Annotated in this window: 19 protein-coding genes and 3 pseudogenes; 11 read left to right on the top strand and 11 right to left on the bottom strand. The window is 60.8% G+C overall.

The annotated features are described in order from the left end of the window. Positions 1-31 precede the first annotated feature (31 nt). Entirely contained in the window at positions 32-541 is a 510-nt protein-coding gene (locus tag A7D21_RS20445) for a DUF1993 family protein (RefSeq protein ID WP_053255427.1), read from the bottom strand. 286 nt (positions 542-827) lie between these two features. Between A7D21_RS20445 and A7D21_RS20440 the strand changes: the two genes are divergently transcribed. Beyond that, on the top strand, positions 828-1478 hold the full coding sequence (locus A7D21_RS20440) for a YceH family protein (RefSeq protein WP_053255426.1): 651 nt from the start codon (positions 828-830) through the stop codon (positions 1476-1478). A 57-nt stretch (positions 1479-1535) separates the two neighbouring features. Here A7D21_RS20440 and A7D21_RS20435 read toward each other — a convergent pair whose 3' ends face one another. Beyond that, a complete protein-coding gene (locus A7D21_RS20435) occupies positions 1536-2354 on the bottom strand; it encodes a shikimate 5-dehydrogenase (RefSeq protein WP_069552539.1) in 819 nt (272 codons plus the stop codon). 156 nt (positions 2355-2510) lie between these two features. Between A7D21_RS20435 and A7D21_RS20430 the strand changes: the two genes are divergently transcribed. From A7D21_RS20430 to A7D21_RS20420, 3 genes are all read left to right on the top strand, one after another. Beyond that, positions 2511-2864: a hypothetical protein gene (locus tag A7D21_RS20430; protein ID WP_053255424.1), complete on the top strand. Its 354-nt coding sequence runs from the start codon at positions 2511-2513 to the stop codon at positions 2862-2864. A 232-nt stretch (positions 2865-3096) separates the two neighbouring features. Beyond that, positions 3097-3291: a hypothetical protein gene (locus A7D21_RS20425; RefSeq protein ID WP_053255423.1), complete on the top strand. Its 195-nt coding sequence runs from the start codon at positions 3097-3099 to the stop codon at positions 3289-3291. Between the two features lie 91 nt (positions 3292-3382). Further along, entirely contained in the window at positions 3383-3565 is a 183-nt protein-coding gene (locus A7D21_RS20420; RefSeq protein WP_053255422.1) for a hypothetical protein, read from the top strand. 19 nt (positions 3566-3584) lie between these two features. On the opposite strand, the gene A7D21_RS20415 is transcribed toward A7D21_RS20420, so the two are convergent. Beyond that, on the bottom strand, positions 3585-4652 hold the full coding sequence (locus tag A7D21_RS20415; protein ID WP_053255421.1) for an AI-2E family transporter: 1068 nt from the start codon (positions 4650-4652) through the stop codon (positions 3585-3587). A 358-nt stretch (positions 4653-5010) separates the two neighbouring features. On the opposite strand from A7D21_RS20415, the gene yegQ reads away from it, so the two are divergent. Then, on the top strand, positions 5011-6324 hold the full coding sequence (gene yegQ, locus A7D21_RS20410) for a tRNA 5-hydroxyuridine modification protein YegQ (RefSeq protein WP_069552538.1): 1314 nt from the start codon (positions 5011-5013) through the stop codon (positions 6322-6324). A gap of 55 nt (positions 6325-6379) precedes the next feature. Here the strand turns inward: yegQ and A7D21_RS36675 are convergent, their stop codons facing one another. The 3 genes and pseudogenes from A7D21_RS36675 to A7D21_RS20400 form a co-directional block, all read right to left on the bottom strand. Then, positions 6380-7135, bottom strand: coding sequence for a methyl-accepting chemotaxis protein (locus A7D21_RS36675; protein ID WP_371859229.1), 756 nt, complete (start codon positions 7133-7135; stop codon positions 6380-6382). A 102-nt stretch (positions 7136-7237) separates the two neighbouring features. Next, a pseudogene (locus A7D21_RS36670) lies at positions 7238-7969 on the bottom strand (cache domain-containing protein); the annotation flags it as partial. A gap of 153 nt (positions 7970-8122) precedes the next feature. Next, positions 8123-9442: a Na+/H+ antiporter family protein gene (locus tag A7D21_RS20400; RefSeq protein ID WP_169876524.1), complete on the bottom strand. Its 1320-nt coding sequence runs from the start codon at positions 9440-9442 to the stop codon at positions 8123-8125. A gap of 245 nt (positions 9443-9687) precedes the next feature. Between A7D21_RS20400 and A7D21_RS36665 the strand changes: the two are divergent. Both A7D21_RS36665 and A7D21_RS36660 read left to right on the top strand, forming a co-directional pair. Then, positions 9688-10977, top strand: a pseudogene (locus A7D21_RS36665) (HAMP domain-containing protein); the annotation flags it as partial. A 348-nt stretch (positions 10978-11325) separates the two neighbouring features. Next, positions 11326-11835 (top strand): annotated as a pseudogene (locus tag A7D21_RS36660) (methyl-accepting chemotaxis protein); the annotation flags it as partial. Positions 11836-11913: 78 nt separating this feature from the next. Here A7D21_RS36660 and A7D21_RS20390 read toward each other — a convergent pair. Genes A7D21_RS20390 through A7D21_RS20380 form a run of 3 tightly spaced genes read right to left on the bottom strand, consistent with a single transcriptional unit; the run spans position 11914 to position 14221 of the window. Continuing rightward, a complete protein-coding gene (locus A7D21_RS20390) occupies positions 11914-13233 on the bottom strand; it encodes a sensor histidine kinase (RefSeq protein ID WP_069552534.1) in 1320 nt (439 codons plus the stop codon). Continuing rightward, on the bottom strand, positions 13230-13898 hold the full coding sequence (locus tag A7D21_RS20385; RefSeq protein ID WP_053255415.1) for a response regulator transcription factor: 669 nt from the start codon (positions 13896-13898) through the stop codon (positions 13230-13232). Before A7D21_RS20385 ends, A7D21_RS20390 begins: the two co-directional genes overlap by 4 nt. After that, complete coding sequence (locus tag A7D21_RS20380) at positions 13898-14221, bottom strand: PepSY domain-containing protein (protein WP_053255414.1); 324 nt, start codon at positions 14219-14221, stop codon at positions 13898-13900. Before A7D21_RS20380 ends, A7D21_RS20385 begins: the two co-directional genes overlap by 1 nt. 261 nt (positions 14222-14482) lie before the next feature. On the opposite strand from A7D21_RS20380, the gene A7D21_RS20375 reads away from it, so the two are divergent. Next, entirely contained in the window at positions 14483-15562 is a 1080-nt protein-coding gene (locus A7D21_RS20375) for a patatin-like phospholipase family protein (RefSeq protein WP_053255413.1), read from the top strand. Between the two features lie 216 nt (positions 15563-15778). Here the strand turns inward: A7D21_RS20375 and A7D21_RS20370 are convergent, their stop codons facing one another. Both A7D21_RS20370 and A7D21_RS20365 read right to left on the bottom strand, forming a co-directional pair. Continuing rightward, complete coding sequence (locus A7D21_RS20370; protein ID WP_141718250.1) at positions 15779-16342, bottom strand: hypothetical protein; 564 nt, start codon at positions 16340-16342, stop codon at positions 15779-15781. Positions 16343-16538: 196 nt separating this feature from the next. Further along, entirely contained in the window at positions 16539-16961 is a 423-nt protein-coding gene (locus tag A7D21_RS20365) for a hypothetical protein (protein WP_141125167.1), read from the bottom strand. A gap of 257 nt (positions 16962-17218) precedes the next feature. Between A7D21_RS20365 and queD the strand changes: the two genes are divergently transcribed. From queD to A7D21_RS20350, 3 genes are all read left to right on the top strand, one after another. Then, a complete protein-coding gene (queD, locus tag A7D21_RS20355; protein WP_003237990.1) occupies positions 17219-17575 on the top strand; it encodes a 6-carboxytetrahydropterin synthase QueD in 357 nt (118 codons plus the stop codon). Between the two features lie 67 nt (positions 17576-17642). Then, positions 17643-17816 (top strand): helix-turn-helix transcriptional regulator, encoded by a 174-nt coding sequence (locus A7D21_RS35845; RefSeq protein ID WP_167422754.1) that lies wholly within the window; start codon positions 17643-17645, stop codon positions 17814-17816. A gap of 25 nt (positions 17817-17841) precedes the next feature. Further along, a complete protein-coding gene (locus tag A7D21_RS20350) occupies positions 17842-18282 on the top strand; it encodes a GNAT family N-acetyltransferase (protein WP_069552532.1) in 441 nt (146 codons plus the stop codon). Positions 18283-18291: the final 9 nt, after the last annotated feature.

Raw genomic sequence — 18291 nt, 5'->3', positions numbered from 1 at the left:
AACCGCCCCGGGCTTTTTTGTACCTGGGTGCTTAGAACGCGCCCATGTAATCGCGCTTGCCCACTTCGACACCGTTGTGACGCAGCAAGGCGTAAGCGGTGGTGACGTGGAAGAAGAACTGCGGCAGGCCGTAGGTCAGCAGGTAGGACTGGCCGCTGAAGCGCTTCTCTTTCGGGGTGCCTGGGCGGGTGATGATCTCGATGCCTTCCTTGCCGTCGATTTGCTCGGGCTTGATCGTGTCGACAAACGCCAGCACCTTGGCGATCAGGGCTTGCAGGTCGGCAAAGGTCACTTCGCTGTCTTCGTACTTCGGCACTTCAATCTCGGCCAGGCGTGCGGAAACGCCCTTGGCGAAGTCGACGGCGATCTGCACCTGGCGCACCAGTTGGAACATGTCCGGGAACAGACGCGCCTGCAACAGAGCATTGGGCTCGATGTTCTTGGCGGTGGCATGGGCTTCGGCTTTGTTCAGCACATCGCTCAGGGCGTTGAGCATTTGCTTGAAGACCGGGATGGAGGCGGCGTACAGGGAAATAGTCATGACAGTCTCGCGGTGATGGCAGGGTGTGTAACCAGCGCCGATTATAGACATGCCAGCTGCGTGTGCAGCTTGTCTTTTATTTTTTCAGGATTAGGCTAGGTGCGGGCGCTCTCAATGAGTTTCCCCGTCGCGCCGGGTTGTGCCTTAACGCGGGCCCTGCGTTGCCGGCCTTGGAAAGGGAACAACCATTCCCAGCGGCCTGCGTCTTGCCAGGCCCGCTTTGAGGCGACAACACGACGGGAACACTCATTGAGAGCGCCCCCTCTTACTGCATAGGGAAAGCGCGATGACCGCCGAGCACGCTACCGACACCCCGGAACCACGCCTGAACAGCACGGAAATCCGCATCCTGGGCTGCCTGATCGAAAAACAGGCGACCAACCCGGAAACCTACCCCCTGACCCTGAATGCATTGGTGCTGGCCTGCAACCAGAAAACCAGCCGCGAGCCGGTGACGAACCTCAGCCAGGGCCAAGTCGGGCAAAGCCTGCGCGCGCTGGAAGGCCAAGGTTTCACGCGCCTGGTCATGGGCAGCCGGGCCGACCGCTGGGAGCATCGCGTCGACAAGGCACTGGAGTTGGTGCCGGCCCAGGTGATACTGATCGGGCTGCTGTTTCTGCGCGGGCCGCAGACGGTCAATGAACTGCTGACCCGCAGCGGGCGCATGCATGATTTTGAAGATGCCGAGCAGGTGGTGCACCAGCTGGAGCGCCTGATTGCGCGCGGGCTGGCGCTATTGGTGCCGCGTCAGGCAGGGCAACGGGAAGATCGTTACACCCATGCGCTGGGCGATCCGGCGGATATTGAGGTGATTCTGTCGGCGCGGGGTCATGCGGTGGAGCGCTCGGCCGGTGCCGTCTCTTCGGATCGTATCGAAGAACTTGAAGCCCGAATTGCCGCATTGGAAGAGCGCCTCACGCAGCTGGAACAGGCTTAACACGGTCAACCTGTGGGCGCTGGCTTGCCAGCCCCCACATGGGTTTTGCCGGGTTCGCTAGGCTCGGGCAAACGCCACGGCTTGTTCAAACTGCGCCTGCGTCGGCCGCACGCCGGTGTACAGCACAAACTGCTCCAACGCCTGAATCGCGATCACTTCCAGCCCGGTAATCACCCGCTTACCCTGGGCGCGGCCACGCACAATCAGCGGTGTTTCGGCCGGGATCGCCACCACATCAAAGACGGTGTCAGCAGCATCCACAGCGTCAGCCTCAAAGGCTAACTGGTCGGCTTCCGCCCCGCCGGTCATGCCAATCGGCGTCACGTTGACCAACATCTGCGGGCGCAAATCACCCAATTGCGCTTGCCACTCATACCCCAGACCTTGTGCCAACGCCCGGCCTGCCGCCTCATTGCGCGCGACAATCACGCCGTTGGCATAACCACCGTCGCGCAAGGCACTGGCCACGGCCTTGGCCATGCCGCCGCTGCCACGCAGGGCAAAGCTCGAGTCTTTTGGCACCGCGTGCTTTTTCAGCAGTTGTTCGATAGCAATATAGTCAGTGTTGTAGGCCTTGAGATGGCCGTTGGTGTTGACGATGGTGTTAAGGGAGGTGATGGCCTTGACCGACTCGTCCAGCTCGTCGACCAAGGCGATACTGGCCTCCTTGAAGGGCATGGACACACCGCAACCACGAATGCCCAGCGCCCGAATACCACCGATCGCACCGGGCAAATCCTGGCTACTGAACGCTTTATAATAAAAATTCAAACCCAGCTGTTCGTACAGATGGTTATGGAAACGCAAGCCAAAATTCCCAGGCCGCGCCGACAATGACATGCACAGTTGGGTGTCCTTGTTGGGGTGCATCTGCATGGGTAACTCCTTAAGTAAGCAATTCGGTACAGATCCTTACACAACCTTTACCTATCGGCCGTGCTGTTTTTCAGAAATACGTTGTCTTAAAAGTATCCCCGCGACAATCCTTGAGTCTATTGATTGCAGACCACAAGCGCAGGGGCTAACCGAGGAATGACCATGATCCGTAAAATCCCCAAAATCGCCTTGCTTATCGGCGCACTCGCTATGGCAGGCCAAGCCTCCGCCCACGGTGGTGGTTGGGGTGGCCCGGCCGTGTTGGGTGCTTTGGTCGGCGCCGCCGTAGTGGGCTCCGTGGTTGCCAGCCAATCCCAGCCGGTCTACGTGCAGCAACCGGTGTATGTCCAGCCGCAACCGGTGTACGCCGCGCCGCCGCCGGTCTACTACGCACCGCCACCGCCGGTGTATGTGCAACAACAGGTTTATTACCGCCCGGCGCCGGTCTATTACGGCCCACCGCGCGGCTATTACGGCCCTCCCCACGGCTACTATGGTCGCGGCTGGTAACACGCAATTGAGCTGACAGACACAGGCCTCGCCGACACGCGGGGCCTTTTTTTGCCTGAAAAGTCCGGATTCGTCCTGCCAAGGTCGCTATGAGGACAATGTTCCGCGAGTAATCGCACATGATTATGGCCAATGACCCCTTGCTCGAAGGCGCCTCGCGCTGTCATGTTTGTGTCACCCAACACTCTCACTATCGACACTGTCCACCCAATAACAACAAGGACGACTGACCATGCCCACGCAAAACCCCCATCGAACCGCTGGCCTGTGCACATCCAGCAAGGTCTACAGCGCACTGACCGAACTCAAGCACCTTGAGGGCCACCGCAGCGCAAAATTCCTCTCGCTGCTGGCGGAAAACCTGGTGCGTAAGGGGCTGCTCAGTGAACAGGAAGTGGTTTCCATGCTCGATCAAGTGGTGGATTGACGCCTGGCGTTAATGTCGACTATCGAGACTGGTGATTTTTCCTACGGGCAAACAGCCAGTATGGTGAACTCCATCGCCATTGGAGGTATTTATGCCTACTGTTCAGATCATGTCCGTCATCGGCAGCGCAGTCCCCGCCCCTCTTCGTGAGCACGGCTTGCTGGCCTGTTGGTATCTGGTGCGCGATGGCGAGCCCATCAGCGGCCCGCTCACCTCGTTGTCCGCCGCCGAAAAACAGCTGCAGCAAGCGTCGAACTTCAGGCTCCACGCTTGAGCGTCACTCGCTGTAACGTCTAGGGCAACGGCAGTTTGACCCGTGGTTTGCTTTCCACGAACAACGCCCAACTGGACATAAACAGCGCCGCTACCAGCGGGCCGATCACAAACCCGTTCAGGCCGAACACCGACAGGCCGCCCAAGGTCGAGATCAAAATCAGATAATCCGGCATCTTGGTGTCCTTACCTACCAGGATCGGGCGCAGCACATTGTCCACCAAGCCAATCACGAACACGCCGAACAGTCCCAGCACCACGCCCTGCCAGATCGACCCGCTCAAGAGGAAGTAGGCAGCCACCGGCGCCCATACTATTCCTGCGCCGACCGCCGGCAACAGCGAAAGAAACGCCATCAGCACCGCCCAGAGCAACGCACTGGGAATGTCCAGAAACCAGAAGATCAACCCTCCCAGCGCACCTTGGGTCACCGCCACCAGCACGTTGCCCTTGACCGTCGCGCGTACCACCCGGTTGAACTTGAGCTGCAACCGACGCTTTTGCGGCTCGGCCAGCGGCACCGCCGTACGGACCTTGCGCACCAGTTCCGGGCCGTCGCGCAGCAGGAAAAACAGCAGATACAGCATGATGAAAAAGCTCACCAGGAAATCAAACGTACCCTGGCCGAAGCTGAATGCCTGGGTTGCAAAGAACTGGCTGCCTTGCATTGCACTCTTGACGATTTTTTCCCGCAGGCCTTCCAGGTTGCCCATGCCGAAGCGGTCAAGCAGGTGCTGGAAGTACGGCGGCAGCACGTTTTTGAACTGCTCGATATACCCCGCCACATCCAGCTTTCCGCTCTCGATATTGTTATAGAGGGTCGCGCCTTCTTGCACCAGCAGCACGCTGGTAATGATCACCGGCAAAATGGCAATCAGCAGGCACACCGTCAGGGTGGCCAGGGATGTCAGGTTGCGGTTCCAGCCAAACCGCAGCTGCAGGCGCCGCTGCATCGGGGCAAAGATAATGCCGAGGATCACCGCCCAGAACACCGCGCCGTAGAACGGCAGCAATATCCAGATAAAGGCGATGGTCACCAGGGCCAGCAACAACAGCAGGGTTTTGAATTGCAGGTTCGTTTGGTTCATGTCCGGTCCATGTCAGAAAAGCAAAGGGCCTTCGTAAGCCCTGATGCTTAGTCCGCTGCGAAACCTGGGAGTGCCCTTGTTTATAGAACGAGCATAGACCGCATCGCTCAATGGCTTGAGGCATCCGACCGCGCCTCACTCAATAGAGCACTTATTCCGCAGGGCGCACGCCGGTGCCCATCAGGCGATCCGTTTCGGAGCGCTGCGTCCAGGGCTTTACGTACGGCTCGGAGGCGCTTGAGGTATCGCGCGCGCGTCACGAACCCGCTGGCGATACAAAATCAGCAAAAGGACGATCTGGATCAATAAAAGCGGCTGCCGGCTCCTTTACCCTCGCGACCTTTTACGACTTGAGCCCATGCCCCCTGTGATCGCCCCCGAGTTGCTCGCCCCCGCCGGCACCCTGAAAAACATGCGCTATGCCTTCGCCTACGGCGCCGATGCGGTCTACGCCGGCCAGCCGCGTTACAGCCTGCGGGTGCGTAACAATGAGTTCGACCATGCCAACCTGGCGCTCGGCATCCACGAATCCCACGCGCTGGGCAAACGTTTCTACGTGGTGGTGAATATCGCGCCGCACAACGCCAAACTGAAAACCTTCCTCAAAGACCTGGCCCCCGTCATCGCGATGGGCCCGGATGCGCTGATCATGTCCGACCCGGGGCTGATCATGCTGGTGCGGCGCCACTTCCCCTCGATGCCGATTCACTTGTCGGTGCAGGCCAACACGGTGAATTGGGCCAGTGTGGAGTTCTGGCAGCAGCAAGGCATCTGCCGGGTGATTCTGTCGCGGGAGCTGTCACTGGAAGAGATCGGTGAAATTCGCCAGCACGTGCCGGCGATGGAGCTGGAAGTGTTCGTGCACGGTGCTTTATGCATGGCCTATTCCGGGCGCTGCCTGCTGTCCGGGTACATGAACAAACGCGACGCCAACCAGGGCACCTGCACCAATGCCTGCCGTTGGAAATACCAGGCCATGCCGGCGGTGGAGAACGCCACCGGCGATATCGTCCAGGAATTTCAGCCTACGCTGGGAATCGGCGCGCCGACCGATCAGGTGTTTCTGCTCCAAGAAACCCAGCGCCCCGATGAACAGATGCCCGCGTTCGAGGACGAGCACGGCACCTACATCATGAACGCCAAGGACCTGCGCGCGGTGCAGCATGTGGAACGCCTGACCCACATGGGCGTGCATTCGCTGAAGATCGAAGGCCGTACCAAATCCCACTTCTACTGCGCGCGCACCACCCAGGTGTATCGCAAAGCCATTGATGATGCGGTGGCCGGCCGAGCCTTTGACCGTAACCTGATGACCGACCTGGAGTCCCTGGCGCAACGCGGCTACACCGAAGGTTTTTTGCGCCGTCATGTGCATGACGAATACCAGAACTACCAGAACGGCAGCTCGGTATCGGAACGTCAGCAGTTTGTCGGCGAATTGACCGGCGAGCGCCGGGGCGAGCTGGCCGAGGTCAAGGTGAAAAACCGCTTTGCCGTGGGTCATCACCTGGAACTGATGACCCCCGCCGGAAACTTTCACTTCGACCTGGCCACGCTGCACAACGCCCAGGGCGAAGCCATCGAGGTGGCGCCTGGGGATGGGCACACCGTTTATGTGCCGCTGCCGGCGCAGATGGACCTGCAGTTTGGCTTGCTGATGCGGGATATCTGACAGGGCGCCGGCCTGGTTTTAACGCCAGACAACCCTGCCGCCAAGCCAGATGTGGTCAGATCCGGAACTGACCGACAAGCTGCCCCAACCGCTGGCCGAGGTCCGCCAGGCTACGTGAGGTCTGGGCACCCAGTTGGGTTTCATCAGCCACGCTGTCCACCGCCACGGCGATCTGATGCACGCTGCGGTTGATCTCTTCGGCCACGGCGGTCTGTTCTTCCGCCGCGCTGGCAATCTGCGCGTTCATGGAATTAATCGTGCCGATCAATTGGGCCATGGTGTCCAGCGAGGCCCCGGCTTCGTTGGCGCGGGCTGAGGTGCCGTCGCCCGCATCGCTGGAGCGGCGCATCGAATCTACAGCGGCTTCGGTGCCTTTTTGCAGGCGGTCGATCATGCCCTGGATTTCCTGGGTGCTGGTCTGGGTGCGACTGGCCAGGGCGCGGACCTCGTCGGCGACCACGGCAAAACCACGCCCGGCCTCGCCGGCCCGCGCGGCTTCGATGGCAGCGTTGAGCGCCAGCAGGTTGGTCTGCTCGGCAATCGAGCGGATTACGCCAAGCACACTGACAATCGACGACACGTCCTGTTGCAGGCTGTCGAGGGACACGCCGCTGCTGCGAATATCGTTCACCAGGGCATGGATCTGCGCGATGCTGCCGTCCACCACACGCTTGGCGGCCTGGCCTTCCACATCGGTTTGCTGTGCCGCCACCGACGCACCCTGCGCACTGCGCGCAACTTCTTGCGCAGCGGAAGACATCTGGTTGATCGCGGTAGCGACCTGATCGGTTTCATGGCGCTGGCGCTCCATGGCCTGCTCGGAACGCTGGGCCTGGTCCGACACCTGGCTCACCAGGCCGGTGAGCTGCGCAGTCATCTCGGTGATCTGGCGCACCAGGCTGTGGATCTTGTCGACAAAACGGTTGAATGCGCCGGCCAGATCGCCCAGTTCGTCCTGACTGGTAATGGCCAGGCGGCGGGTCAAGTCGCCCTCGCCCGCCGCGATATCGTCGAGGTTGGCTTTCATCAGGTTCAGCGGACGCAGGATGGTATTGGCCGTCACCATGCCCACGGCAGCAATCACCAACAGCACCACCACGGCCACGCCGAGAATACTCAGCAGCACGCCTTCCATGCGTTTCTCGACCTTGGCCTCGACCACCGCCACCTGGGCTTCAATGCCGTCGAGGTTGACCGACGTACCGATCACCATGTCCCACTTCGGCAGGTACTCGGTGTAACCCAGCTTGGGCACCAGTTCGGTCTGCCCCGGCTGGGTCGAGCTGTATTGCAGATAGTGAGTGCCGTCTTTACCGACCTTGACCAGGTCGCGGTTGACGTAGACCCCATTGGGGTCGCGGTTGTCCTTGAAGCTCTTGCCAACGCCGTCCGGGCTGTTGCCCTTGAACAGGCGAATGGTCTCGGAGTCGTAGCCGAAGAAGTAGCCGTCCTTGCCGTAGGTGGTGTTGGAGAGCAGTTTGACCACCTCCGCCCGCGCGACGGTGTCGCCCGGCGCGGCAGCATCGTAGAGCGGCTTGACGGTGGTCATGGCCACTTCCACATAACTTTTCAGCGTGGTTTTGGCGTCGTTGAGCAGGCGCTGGCGGGTTTCATCCACCTCGTTGCGCGCCTGGCCCTGGAGCATCCACACGGTGGTCAGGCTGATGACCACCGCAAACAGCAACACCGGCACTACGGCGAGGGACAGGACTTTGGCCTTCAAACTCAGACGCATGGCTTTTCTCTCTTATTCGTGGCGACTTGAGAGGTTAACGGCCAGTTACAAATTATCTGTAGGTTAGAGCGTCATCGCAGCAATCCAGCCAAACGCCAGCAATGGAATGTTGTAGTGCAGGAAAGTCGGCACCACCGTGTCCCAGATATGGTGGTGCTGGCCGTCGATGTTCAAGCCGGAGGTCGGGCCGAGCGTTGAGTCTGACGCAGGCGAGCCGGCGTCGCCCAGCGCACCGGCCGTGCCGACAATGCACACGATGGCCAACGGGCTGAAGCCCAGTTGCACACAAAGCGGTACGAAAATCGCGGCAAGAATCGGCACCGTGGAAAACGACGAACCAATGCCCATGGTCACCAGCAGGCCTACCAGCAGCATCAGCAACGCGCCCACCCCACGGCTATGGCCGATGAATGCCGCCGACGTTTCCACCAGCGAACGCACATCACCGGTGGCTTTGAGCACTTCGGCAAACCCCGAAGAGGCGATCATGATGAAGCCGATCATCGCCATCATTTTCATGCCTTCGGTAAACAGGTCGTCGGTCTCACGCCAGCGCACGATGCCCGACACCGAGAAGATCAGGAAGCCGGCCAGGGCACCGATAATCATCGAGTCCAGCCACAGTTGAATAATGAACGCCGAAGCAATCGCCAGCCCGGCCACCAGCAAGGTCAGCGGGTTGTACTGCACCGCGACTTGCTCGACCCGCTCGATTTTTTCCAGGTCGTACACGCGCTTTTTGCGATAGCTGACAAACACCGCCACCAGCAGGCCGACCACCATGCCTAACGCGGGCAGGCCCATGGCGTGGGTGACATTGACCTGGCTGATGTCCACGCCGCTCTTGGCCACATTGGCCAGCAGGATCTGGTTAAGGAAGATATTCCCGAAGCCTACCGGCAGGAACATGTAAGGCGTGATCAGGCCGAAGGTCATCACGCAGGCGATCAGGCGGCGGTCCAGTTGCAGCTTGGTCAACACGTATAACAGCGGCGGCACCAGCAACGGGATAAACGCGATATGGATCGGCAGGATGTTCTGCGACGCAATCGCTACCACCCACAACAGGCCGATCAGCAGCCATTTGACGTGGCTGCCGCCGCTGGCTTCCTGACGATCGACTAATAGCAGCGCCTTGTCCGCCAAGGCATGAGCCAAGCCGGATTTGGCAATCGCCACCGCGAAAGCGCCGAGCAAGGCGTAGGACAGCGCCACGGTCGCACCGCCGCCCAAACCACCGTTGAACGCCTTGAGCGTGGCCTCGATGCCAAGGCCACCGGTCAAGCCACCCACCAGGGCGCCGACAATAATGGCGATGACCACATGCACGCGGGACAGGCTGAGCACCAGCATGGTGCCGACCGCGGCGATGACTGCGTTAATCATGGTTACCTCAAGACAGAAACACAAAAACCAGGCATACCCGCGCCCGGGCGGCCATTGAGGTGGCGCCAGCGTGCAGGCTTTAAGAGGTCTTATTAGAGGGCGCGCACTTTGCAGCAGCCGGGCGCGCATGTCAAAAAACGGCGTCGCTTTTCAGCTTTCAATTGAACGTTTAAAAAATAAAGAAAGCCGAAAAGCGGCCGATAGCCTGACTCTCTGTGTTTTCAGGCTAAGGATGCTCCTCGATGTCCCTCAGACAGCTCTCCATACAATGGAAAATCACCCTGCTCGCCGGCCTCTGCCTGCTGGGAATCGTGACCCTGCTGGTGGGTCTGTCGCTGTACCGCATGGAGCAGAGCTCGCAACAGGTCAAGGCCTCCAGCATGCAGATGCTCGACGAGTCCGCCCAGGCCCGCATCGAGGCGCAAGGTGAAGGACAGGCGCTGGGTATTCGCCAGCAATTCATGGATGCCTTCCAGTACGGCCATGGCTTTGCACGCCAGGTGCTGTTTTTGCGCGAACAGGCTGAAAAACGCTTTCTCGACGCCTTCGACACGCGCGAAGACCTGACCCGCCAGGTCAAGGCTGCGCTGCAGGCCAACCCGGACTTGCTCGGTTTGTCGCTGGTGTTCGAAGCCAATGCGCTGGACGGCAAGGATGAGTTGTTCGCCAACCAGGCCGAACTGGGCAGCAACGACAAGGGCCGATTCGCTCTCTACTGGTCGCAGCCGACACCCGGCAAACTGACCTCCATGGCATTGCCCGAAAGCGACATGTCCGACACCAGCACAGGCCCCAGCGGCGAGAAAGCCAACGCCTGGTTCACCTGCCCGCGCACCACCCTGAAACCCTGCGTCATCGAACCGTACTTTTATATGATCGACGGGCAAAACGTGCTGATGACCAGCATAGTCTTCCCGCTGATGGTCAATGGCAAAGTCATCGCCTCGTTGTCGGCGGACATCAACCTCAACAGCCTGCAAGCCGTTAGCCAACAGGCCAGCCAGAAGCTGTATGACGGCCAGACCCAGGTCAGTATCCTCAGCCCCACCGGCTTGCTCGCCGGCTACAGCGCGGACGCCAGCAAACTCAGCCAGCGCCTGGACAAGGTCGACCCCGCCAGCGGTGCGCAATTGATCAATGCCCTGGCCAGCAGCACGCAGACCCGCAGCCTGCGCGCCGACCACCAACTCAAGGTGCTGGCGCCCTTCACACCGATTCCCGGCGGCAAACCGTGGGGTGTGTTGCTGGATGTGCCGGAAAAAGTCCTGGTCGGCCCGGCCGAAGCGCTCAAGACACAGTTGGACGCCGATAACGCCCGTGGCACCTGGCTGGAACTGAGCCTGGGCCTGCTGGCCGCGGTGATTGGCTTGATCCTGGTGTGGCTGATGGCGCGCAGCGTAACCCGACCGATCCTCGGCGTGGCCCGCATGCTGGAAGACATCGCCAGCGGCGAAGGCGACCTGACCCGCCGCCTGGCCTATGACAAAAAGGATGAGCTGGGGCAACTGGCCGGCTGGTTCAACCGCTTCCTGGACAAGCTGCAACCGATTATTGCCCAGGTGAAACGCTCGGTGCAGGACGCCCGTGGCACCGCCGACCAGTCCGCCGCGATTGCCAGCGAAACCAGCGCCGGCATGGAGCAGCAATACCGCCAGGTCGATCAGGTGGCGACCGCCTCCCACGAAATGAGCGCCACCGCCCAGGATGTGGCCCGCAGCGCCGCCCAAGCGGCACAGGCTGCGCGCGACGCCGACCAGGCCACCCGTGAAGGCTTGACCGTGATCGACCGCACCACCACCAACATCGGCCACCTGGCGGCCGATATGAGTACGGCCATGGCCCAGGTCGAAGGCCTGGCCGCCAATAGCGAGAAAATCGGTTCGGTGTTGGAAGTGATTCGCGGCATTGCCGAGCAGACCAATCTGCTGGCGCTCAACGCTGCCATCGAAGCCGCGCGCGCCGGTGAGGCCGGCCGTGGCTTTGCGGTGGTCGCCGACGAGGTCCGCAACCTGGCGCGACGCACCCAGGAGTCGGTAGAAGAAACCCGCCTGGTGATCGAGCATCTGCAAAGCGGCACCACCGAGGTGGTCAGTTCCATGGGCAACAGCTATCGCCAGGCTCAGGGCAGTGTCGAGCAGGTCGGCCAGGCGGTCACCGCCCTGCGCCAGATCGGCGAGGCCGTCACGGTCATCAGCGACATGAACCTGCAAATCGCCAGCGCCGCCGAAGAACAAAGCGCGGTGGCCGAAGAGATCAACAGCAATGTCGCGACGATTCGAGATGTGACCGAGTCGTTGTCGGAGCAAGCGAACGAATCGGCGCGGGTCAGCCAGGCGTTGAACAGCCTGGCGAATCAGCAGCAGGGGCTGATGGATCAGTTCCGCGTTTAAGCGAATGGCACACACCCTGGGCCCGATGAAGGGCCCAGGTGAGTGAAAGCCCCCGCCCACGGGTTGACCTGCGCGGTGTCAACCGTGGCGCTTGGGCAGCTCGATCAGCACTTTGAGCCCACCCTGCTCACTCTCCTGCAACTGCAGCACCCCGCCCCACACCTCGACGATATCCCGCACAATCCCTAGACCGAGGCCATGGCCGTCGACCTGTTCATCCAGGCGCGTGCCACGGCTGAACACCTGGTCGCGCTGGGCCTGCGGGATGCCCGGGCCGTCGTCCTCGATCGCCAGCAGATAGCTGTGCGCGGTTTCGCTGACATTCAAGCGCACTTCGGCGTCCGCCCATTTGCAGGCGTTGTCCAGCAGGTTGCCCAACAACTCCAGCAGATCTTCGCGGTCCCAGGGCAGTTGCAGGCCGGGCGCAACGTGGTAGCTCAAGTCCAAGTGTTCGCCGTGAATCATGTTCAACGTGGCCAGCAGGCCGGGCAGTTCCTTTTCACAATCAAACAAGGTCCCCGGCAGCGTTTCACCGGCAAGACGGGCACGGTTAAGTTCGCGGTTGAGGCGTTGTTGCACCTGCTCAAGCTGGTCACGCAGCAACTTGCTCAGCTGCGGATGGTCCTTGAGCACCTCGCTTGACGCCGCACTCAATAACACCGCCAACGGCGTTTTCAGCGCGTGGCCGAGGTTGCCCAAGGCATTGCGCGAACGCTTGAGGCTGTCTTCGGTGTGGGCCAACAGGTGGTTGATCTGCGCCACCAGCGGCTCGAGTTCCAGCGGCACTTGAGTATCAAGTTGCGAGCGCTGGCCCTGTTGCAGCTGAGCAATCTGCTCACGGGCGGTTTCCAGCGGCCGCAAGGCGCGGCGCACCGTGACCCGTTGCAGGATCAGCACCAGTAACAGCGCCGCCAGCCCCAGCACCAGACCAATCTGGCGCATCAGGCGAAAGCTTTCCCGCACAGGCGTGTAGTCCTGAGCCACGCTGATTGAAATCGACTGGCCGAAGCGCTTGTAGTCCGAACGCAACACCAGCAGTTGCTGACCTTCCGGCCCCAATTGCAGGTTACCCTTGAGCCCGGCCTCGGGCAGGCGCGGCAACTCCTGGTCCCAGAGCGAGCGTGAACGCCAGTGCTCGTCGGCAAAATCAATGCGGAAATAGTGCCCGGAAAACGGTCGCTGATACGCCGGTGACAGGCGTTGCTCATCCAGTTGCACACCGTTCGGCCCGCGCACCAGTGCCACCAGCAGGTTCTCGCTGTCGTTGCGCAACCCAGCATCCAGGTAGCGCTGCAAGCCGGCCTCGAACAGCCACAAACTGGTCTGCGCGAGCACCACGCCCACCACCACCATCACGCTGATCAGCCCCAGGCTCAGGCGCCGCTGGATCGACCTCATGCCGGGGCGGCGCCAAATCGGTAACCCTGGCCGCGCCGGGTTTCAATCACGCTGCGCCCCAGCTTGCGGCGCAGGTGGTTGACGTGCACCTCCAATACATTGGAGTCACGCTCGGTCTCACCATCATACAAATGTTCAGCCAAGTGGCTTTTCGACAGAATCTGTTCCGGGTGCAGCATGAAGTAGCGCAGCAGGCGGAATTCGGCGGCCGTCAGTTGGATCTCGTCACCGTCACGCAGCACACACTGGCGCCCTTCATCCAAATGCAAGCCGGCCGCTTGCAAAGTCGGCTGGTTGGCCTGGCCATGGGAGCGGCGCAACAGGGCCTGGATGCGCAAGTGCAGTTCTTCAGGGTGAAAAGGTTTGCTCAGGTAGTCGTCGGCGCCGGCCTTGAGCCCTTCGATACGCTCGGCCCATGAATCGCGTGCGGTCAGCACCAGCACCGGGGTGGCCAGGGCGGCTGCGCGCCACTGCGCGAGCACCTCCAGCCCGGGCAGCCCTGGCAAGCCGAGGTCGAGGATGATCAAGTCATAGGGTTCGCTGCGGCCTTGATACGCGGCGTCGCGCCCATCGGCCAGCCAGTCGACGGCGTACCCCTGGCGCTGCAGGCCCGCCAACAGTTCATCGGCCAGCGGTACGTTGTCTTCCACCAGAAGCAGGCGCATCAGTCGTCTTCCTTATCTTTGAGTAACTCACCGGTGCTGGCGTCGAGCTCGATTTCACGTACCACACCTTCGACGGTCAACAGCTCGATTTCGTAGATATAGCGCACCGGGCGCTCCTTGTGCTCTTCAAGTTCGGCATCCAGCAGCTTGGCGCCTGGGTAGCGTTCGAACGCCGGGCCCAACAAGTGCTCCAGCGGGGCGATAACGCCCGTTTGGCGCAGGCGCAAGGCTTCGTCCTGACCAAGGTCGTGGGCCGACAGGCTTGAGCTGGTGAGTATCAATACCAACACCACCTGCCGGCCTGCGCTTAGATTTACCTTCATTGCGTGTCCTGATGTTCCTTGAGGGCGGCCCGGTGATGGGCTGGGGCCAAATAGGCGATGGGACAATGATACGGGGGGCGAACCAACCCGTGAGGGTTTTCACGTAAGCGTGCGTTTCCGGGGGCATGTCCTACGCGACCCCACGTTAACCCTGGCAACTTAACTGAAACTGAATTGCCACCATGGCAATTTTAGCCAAGCGCTTTTCCCTCATCGCGCCAGATTTTCTATACTGCCCTCCTCGCGTCAAAAGAGACCGGTATGACAGCCATCCACATCAAGTTTCCCGCCCTGACCCTCAAGGCCGGCAAACGCGCCTTTACGCGCATTCGCGAACACGGCCTTGCGCCGGCAGATGTCGGCATTCTCCCCGGCGCGGCCGGTGGCCCCAAAGCCCTGGGTATTCAGGGCCTGGACCTGGCGCTGTTCGGCGAGTGGCTGCCCCGCGCGCCGCGCGAACGCGCACTGATCGGCGCGTCCATCGGCTCCTGGCGGTTTGCCAGCGCGTGCCTGCCCGACCCGGTGCAAGGCCTGCTCGACCTCGGCCGCCTGTATAACGAACAGCGCTTTGCCAAAGGCGTGACCATGGCCGACGTCAGCCATAGCTGCCAGCGCATGCTCGATGACCTGCTGGCCGGCCGCGACGCTCGGGTGCTGGACAACCCCAACTATCGCCTGAACATCATGGTGGTCAAGAGCCACGGGCTGCTTGCCGATGACCACCGTGGGCGGCTGGGCCTGGGCCTGTCGTCGGTGATTGCCGACAACCTGCGGGGCCGCGCGCGGCTGTCGCGGCATTTCGAGCGGCTGATCATCCATGACCCACGCCAGGCGCCGCCGGTACATCCGCTGAAGGATTTCCCATCGCGCTTCCTTGACCTGGAACTGGGCAACCTGCGCCAGGCACTGCTGGCCTCCGGCTCGATCCCCATGGTGATGCAAGGCGTGCGCGACCTGCCCGGCGCGGGCGCCGGCACTTACCGTGACGGCGGCCTGCTGGACTACCACCTCGACCTGCCCTACCACGGCGATGACATCGTGCTGTACCCGCACTTTACCGACCGGGTTATCCCCGGCTGGTTCGACAAGGGCCTGCCATGGCGACGCAGCAATCAACAGGGTTTGCAGGATGTATTACTGCTGGCACCGTCCAAGGACTACCTGGCCCGCCTGCCCCACGGCAAATTGCCGGACCGCAGCGATTTCAAGCGTTTCATGGGCGACGACCCGAGCCGCAACAAATACTGGCAAACCGCGATGAGCGAGAGCCAACGGTTGGGGGATGAGTTTCTGGAGTGGGCGGACAACGGCAAATTGGGCGAGCACTTGCAGGCCCTTTAACGCAACAGCGATCTTCTCAGCGTGAGCGGTGTCCTCGCCGCACGCTCAGGCCGTTACTGCAGCGCCCCGCCGTTGACATTTCGATGCAAAAACTAAGATTGCCAGCGTTCTAGCTTCACGCACTATGCGGGCGTCAGGCAGACGCGTATCACGCGCCCAAAACGGATGAGGCAGCGTACTGAATGCACGCCGCCCCACATTGCCAAGCGTCGAGCGTCAGTGACTGGCTTGAGTCGAGGCTGGCATGCCGCCCCTTGGCTGCGACCGGATATGCTGCAGCAAAGGACTCAACGCACCGCCCCAAATAACAGCGTTGGCGAGTTTGGTGGGGTGGTTGATGGTGTTTCCGCCCACACTGCCGGGGTTGGTGCCGAAATCCCCTAATCCATAGATTTCAATGTCGTTTAAATCGGGCGCACCGTGAGCCTCAGGAACACCCAAATTCGCCACCCAATTGGAGATGGTGCCCTCTGCGCCTGACACTACCAAGCCGACTTTACCGAACCGCAGGTTGTTGAAGTCATACACGGAAATAACGTTAACGCCATTCAGATACACCTCGTGCCTGGCCCCGCGAACCGTCACGTTCATGCTGACCGACGTTCCATCCGGGATGGCTGCGTAAACGGCTGACCGACCAATCACAGTGCCGCCCCAGTAAAGCAGGACCTGGTTGGCTGTGACTTGCGCAGTGTACTGACTCAGGCCTGAGCCCATGGACCGATAGCGAATAGCGCCAATTTGTCCAGACCAACTGGGCATCGTGAAAATAGCCGACAAACTGACATCCTGGCACGCCCTGTTGAACATCGCAGCGCCACGCCCCTTGAGGGCGTATTGCTCAGGCGAACCGGACACCGCGAATGTCGTGCCTGTTTCCGGACTCCAGCCGGAGGGGTAACTCGCAAGGTTATCGTCGCGAATAAAACTGAGCTTATCGACATCGACACCGGCGCGGTGAATATTGAACAGTCGGTTAATATCCAGGACCGTTAGATGTCGCAGGGTTCTGCTCGCGCAAAGCCCGCATCAGCGTGGGCACAACCGAGTGCTCGTAAAGGCCGTCGCGATCGCCTTCGACAATTGAATCGCCCGCAAAAGCAATGCGTACGGTGCCCTCGGAAATAGCCGCATTGAGCCGGTCCAAATTGCCCAGGTTGGAAAATATCGCCACATCGGCAGCGGTCTGTTGCGGTTCTCGATCAACCGGCACCAGTGCGAGACCAGCGGTTTCAGGCGGGTGCTCAAGGGCCGACGGTTTCTGCGCCGAGGTGCCGGCGTGCGCCGCTTTCATGCCGGCCCAACGCTTCAGGGTTTTACCCAGCCTTCCACACCAGGTAAGGTCTGAACGATCGCTCGAACCATTCGGCTCGGTAGCATTTGTGTTGGTAAAGGCCATGGTTGCCCCCGAGGCAAAAAACGCTCAGTGGCGAGCCTTGAAACGGTGGGTATTGTGCGGGTTTATCGGCGAGCAGGAAGAGCGCGTTGCCAAAACAGGTTAGAATACGCCCCAACTCGGTCGCCTGGCGCCAGTCGGCAAGCGCCGAATGGATGGCCTCAATCACGCCCAGCAACGACCTATCAGTACATTGATCAGTGCATCAAACACTGACAATCACTTCAAACCCACGCAACACAAGCCCTACAGGTCACACCGTGGAAATCTTCAAAGAGTTTACCTTCGAGTCCGCCCACCGCCTGCCCCACGTACCGGAGGGCCACAAATGCGGGCGCCTGCACGGGCATTCGTTCAAAGTGGCGATCCACCTGAGCGGCGACCTGGATCCCCATACCGGCTGGATTCGCGACTTCTCGGAGATCAAGGCGATTTTCAAGCCGCTCTATGAACGCCTCGACCACAACTACCTCAATGACATCCCAGGCCTGGAAAACCCGACCAGCGAAGTGCTGGCCAAGTGGATCTGGACTGAGCTCAAACCCTTGCTGCCGGAACTCAGTGCAATTCGTATCCATGAGACCTGCACCAGTGGCTGTATCTATCGCGGCGAATAAGCGATGACGTGCTGAAGAACCACCTGCGGGTGGTTTTTTTATGCCTGGCAAGCGTCCTCGATAAAGCATGTACCCGCCTCCACTGGGTGTGGGCAGTCATGGGCGGCACCTGGGTGTATCGCGCGCCACCTTGCATGCGATCAACACCGGCCGGCATGATCCGAGCTTGCCTCTGGCGTTCAAGATCTCCAAGGTGTTCGAACGCCGTATCGAGGTGATCTTCGAGGCGCCGAACAACTGATCGATTTTGACAGGAGCCCGCTGCAATGATGCGCCCCGCCACTGCTGCTGATGTTGCGACCATCGAGGCCATCGTCCAGGCCGCCTATTCGCCTTACATCGAACGGATCGGTCGCAAGCCTGGGCCGATGCTTGAGGACTATCGCCAGTGGGTCGCGGCAGGACACGTGCACGTGCTGGACTACGCCGGGCGGGTCCAGGGTTTTATCATCTTGCTCAATACCGATGACGACTTGCTGTTGGCAAACCTGGCCGTCACCCCCGATGCCCAGGGCCAGGGGTTCGGACGGCAGTTGATGGACTTTGCCGAACAAGAGGCACTCGCTGCGGGTTACGCGACCATCCGCCTGTATACCCACGTAGCGATGACTGAAAACATCACGCTGTACACGCGCCGCGGCTATGTGGAAACCCATCGCGTCGAGGAACACGGCCTGCACCGTGTGTACATGACCAAGCGTCTTTAGGAGAACCCC

Source organism: Pseudomonas sp. AP19, from assembly GCF_001728855.1.
Taxonomy (GTDB): domain Bacteria; phylum Pseudomonadota; class Gammaproteobacteria; order Pseudomonadales; family Pseudomonadaceae; genus Aquipseudomonas; species Aquipseudomonas fluorescens.
The sequence above is the reverse complement of the archived record's forward strand: the minus strand, read 5'-3'. Positions and strand labels throughout refer to the sequence as shown.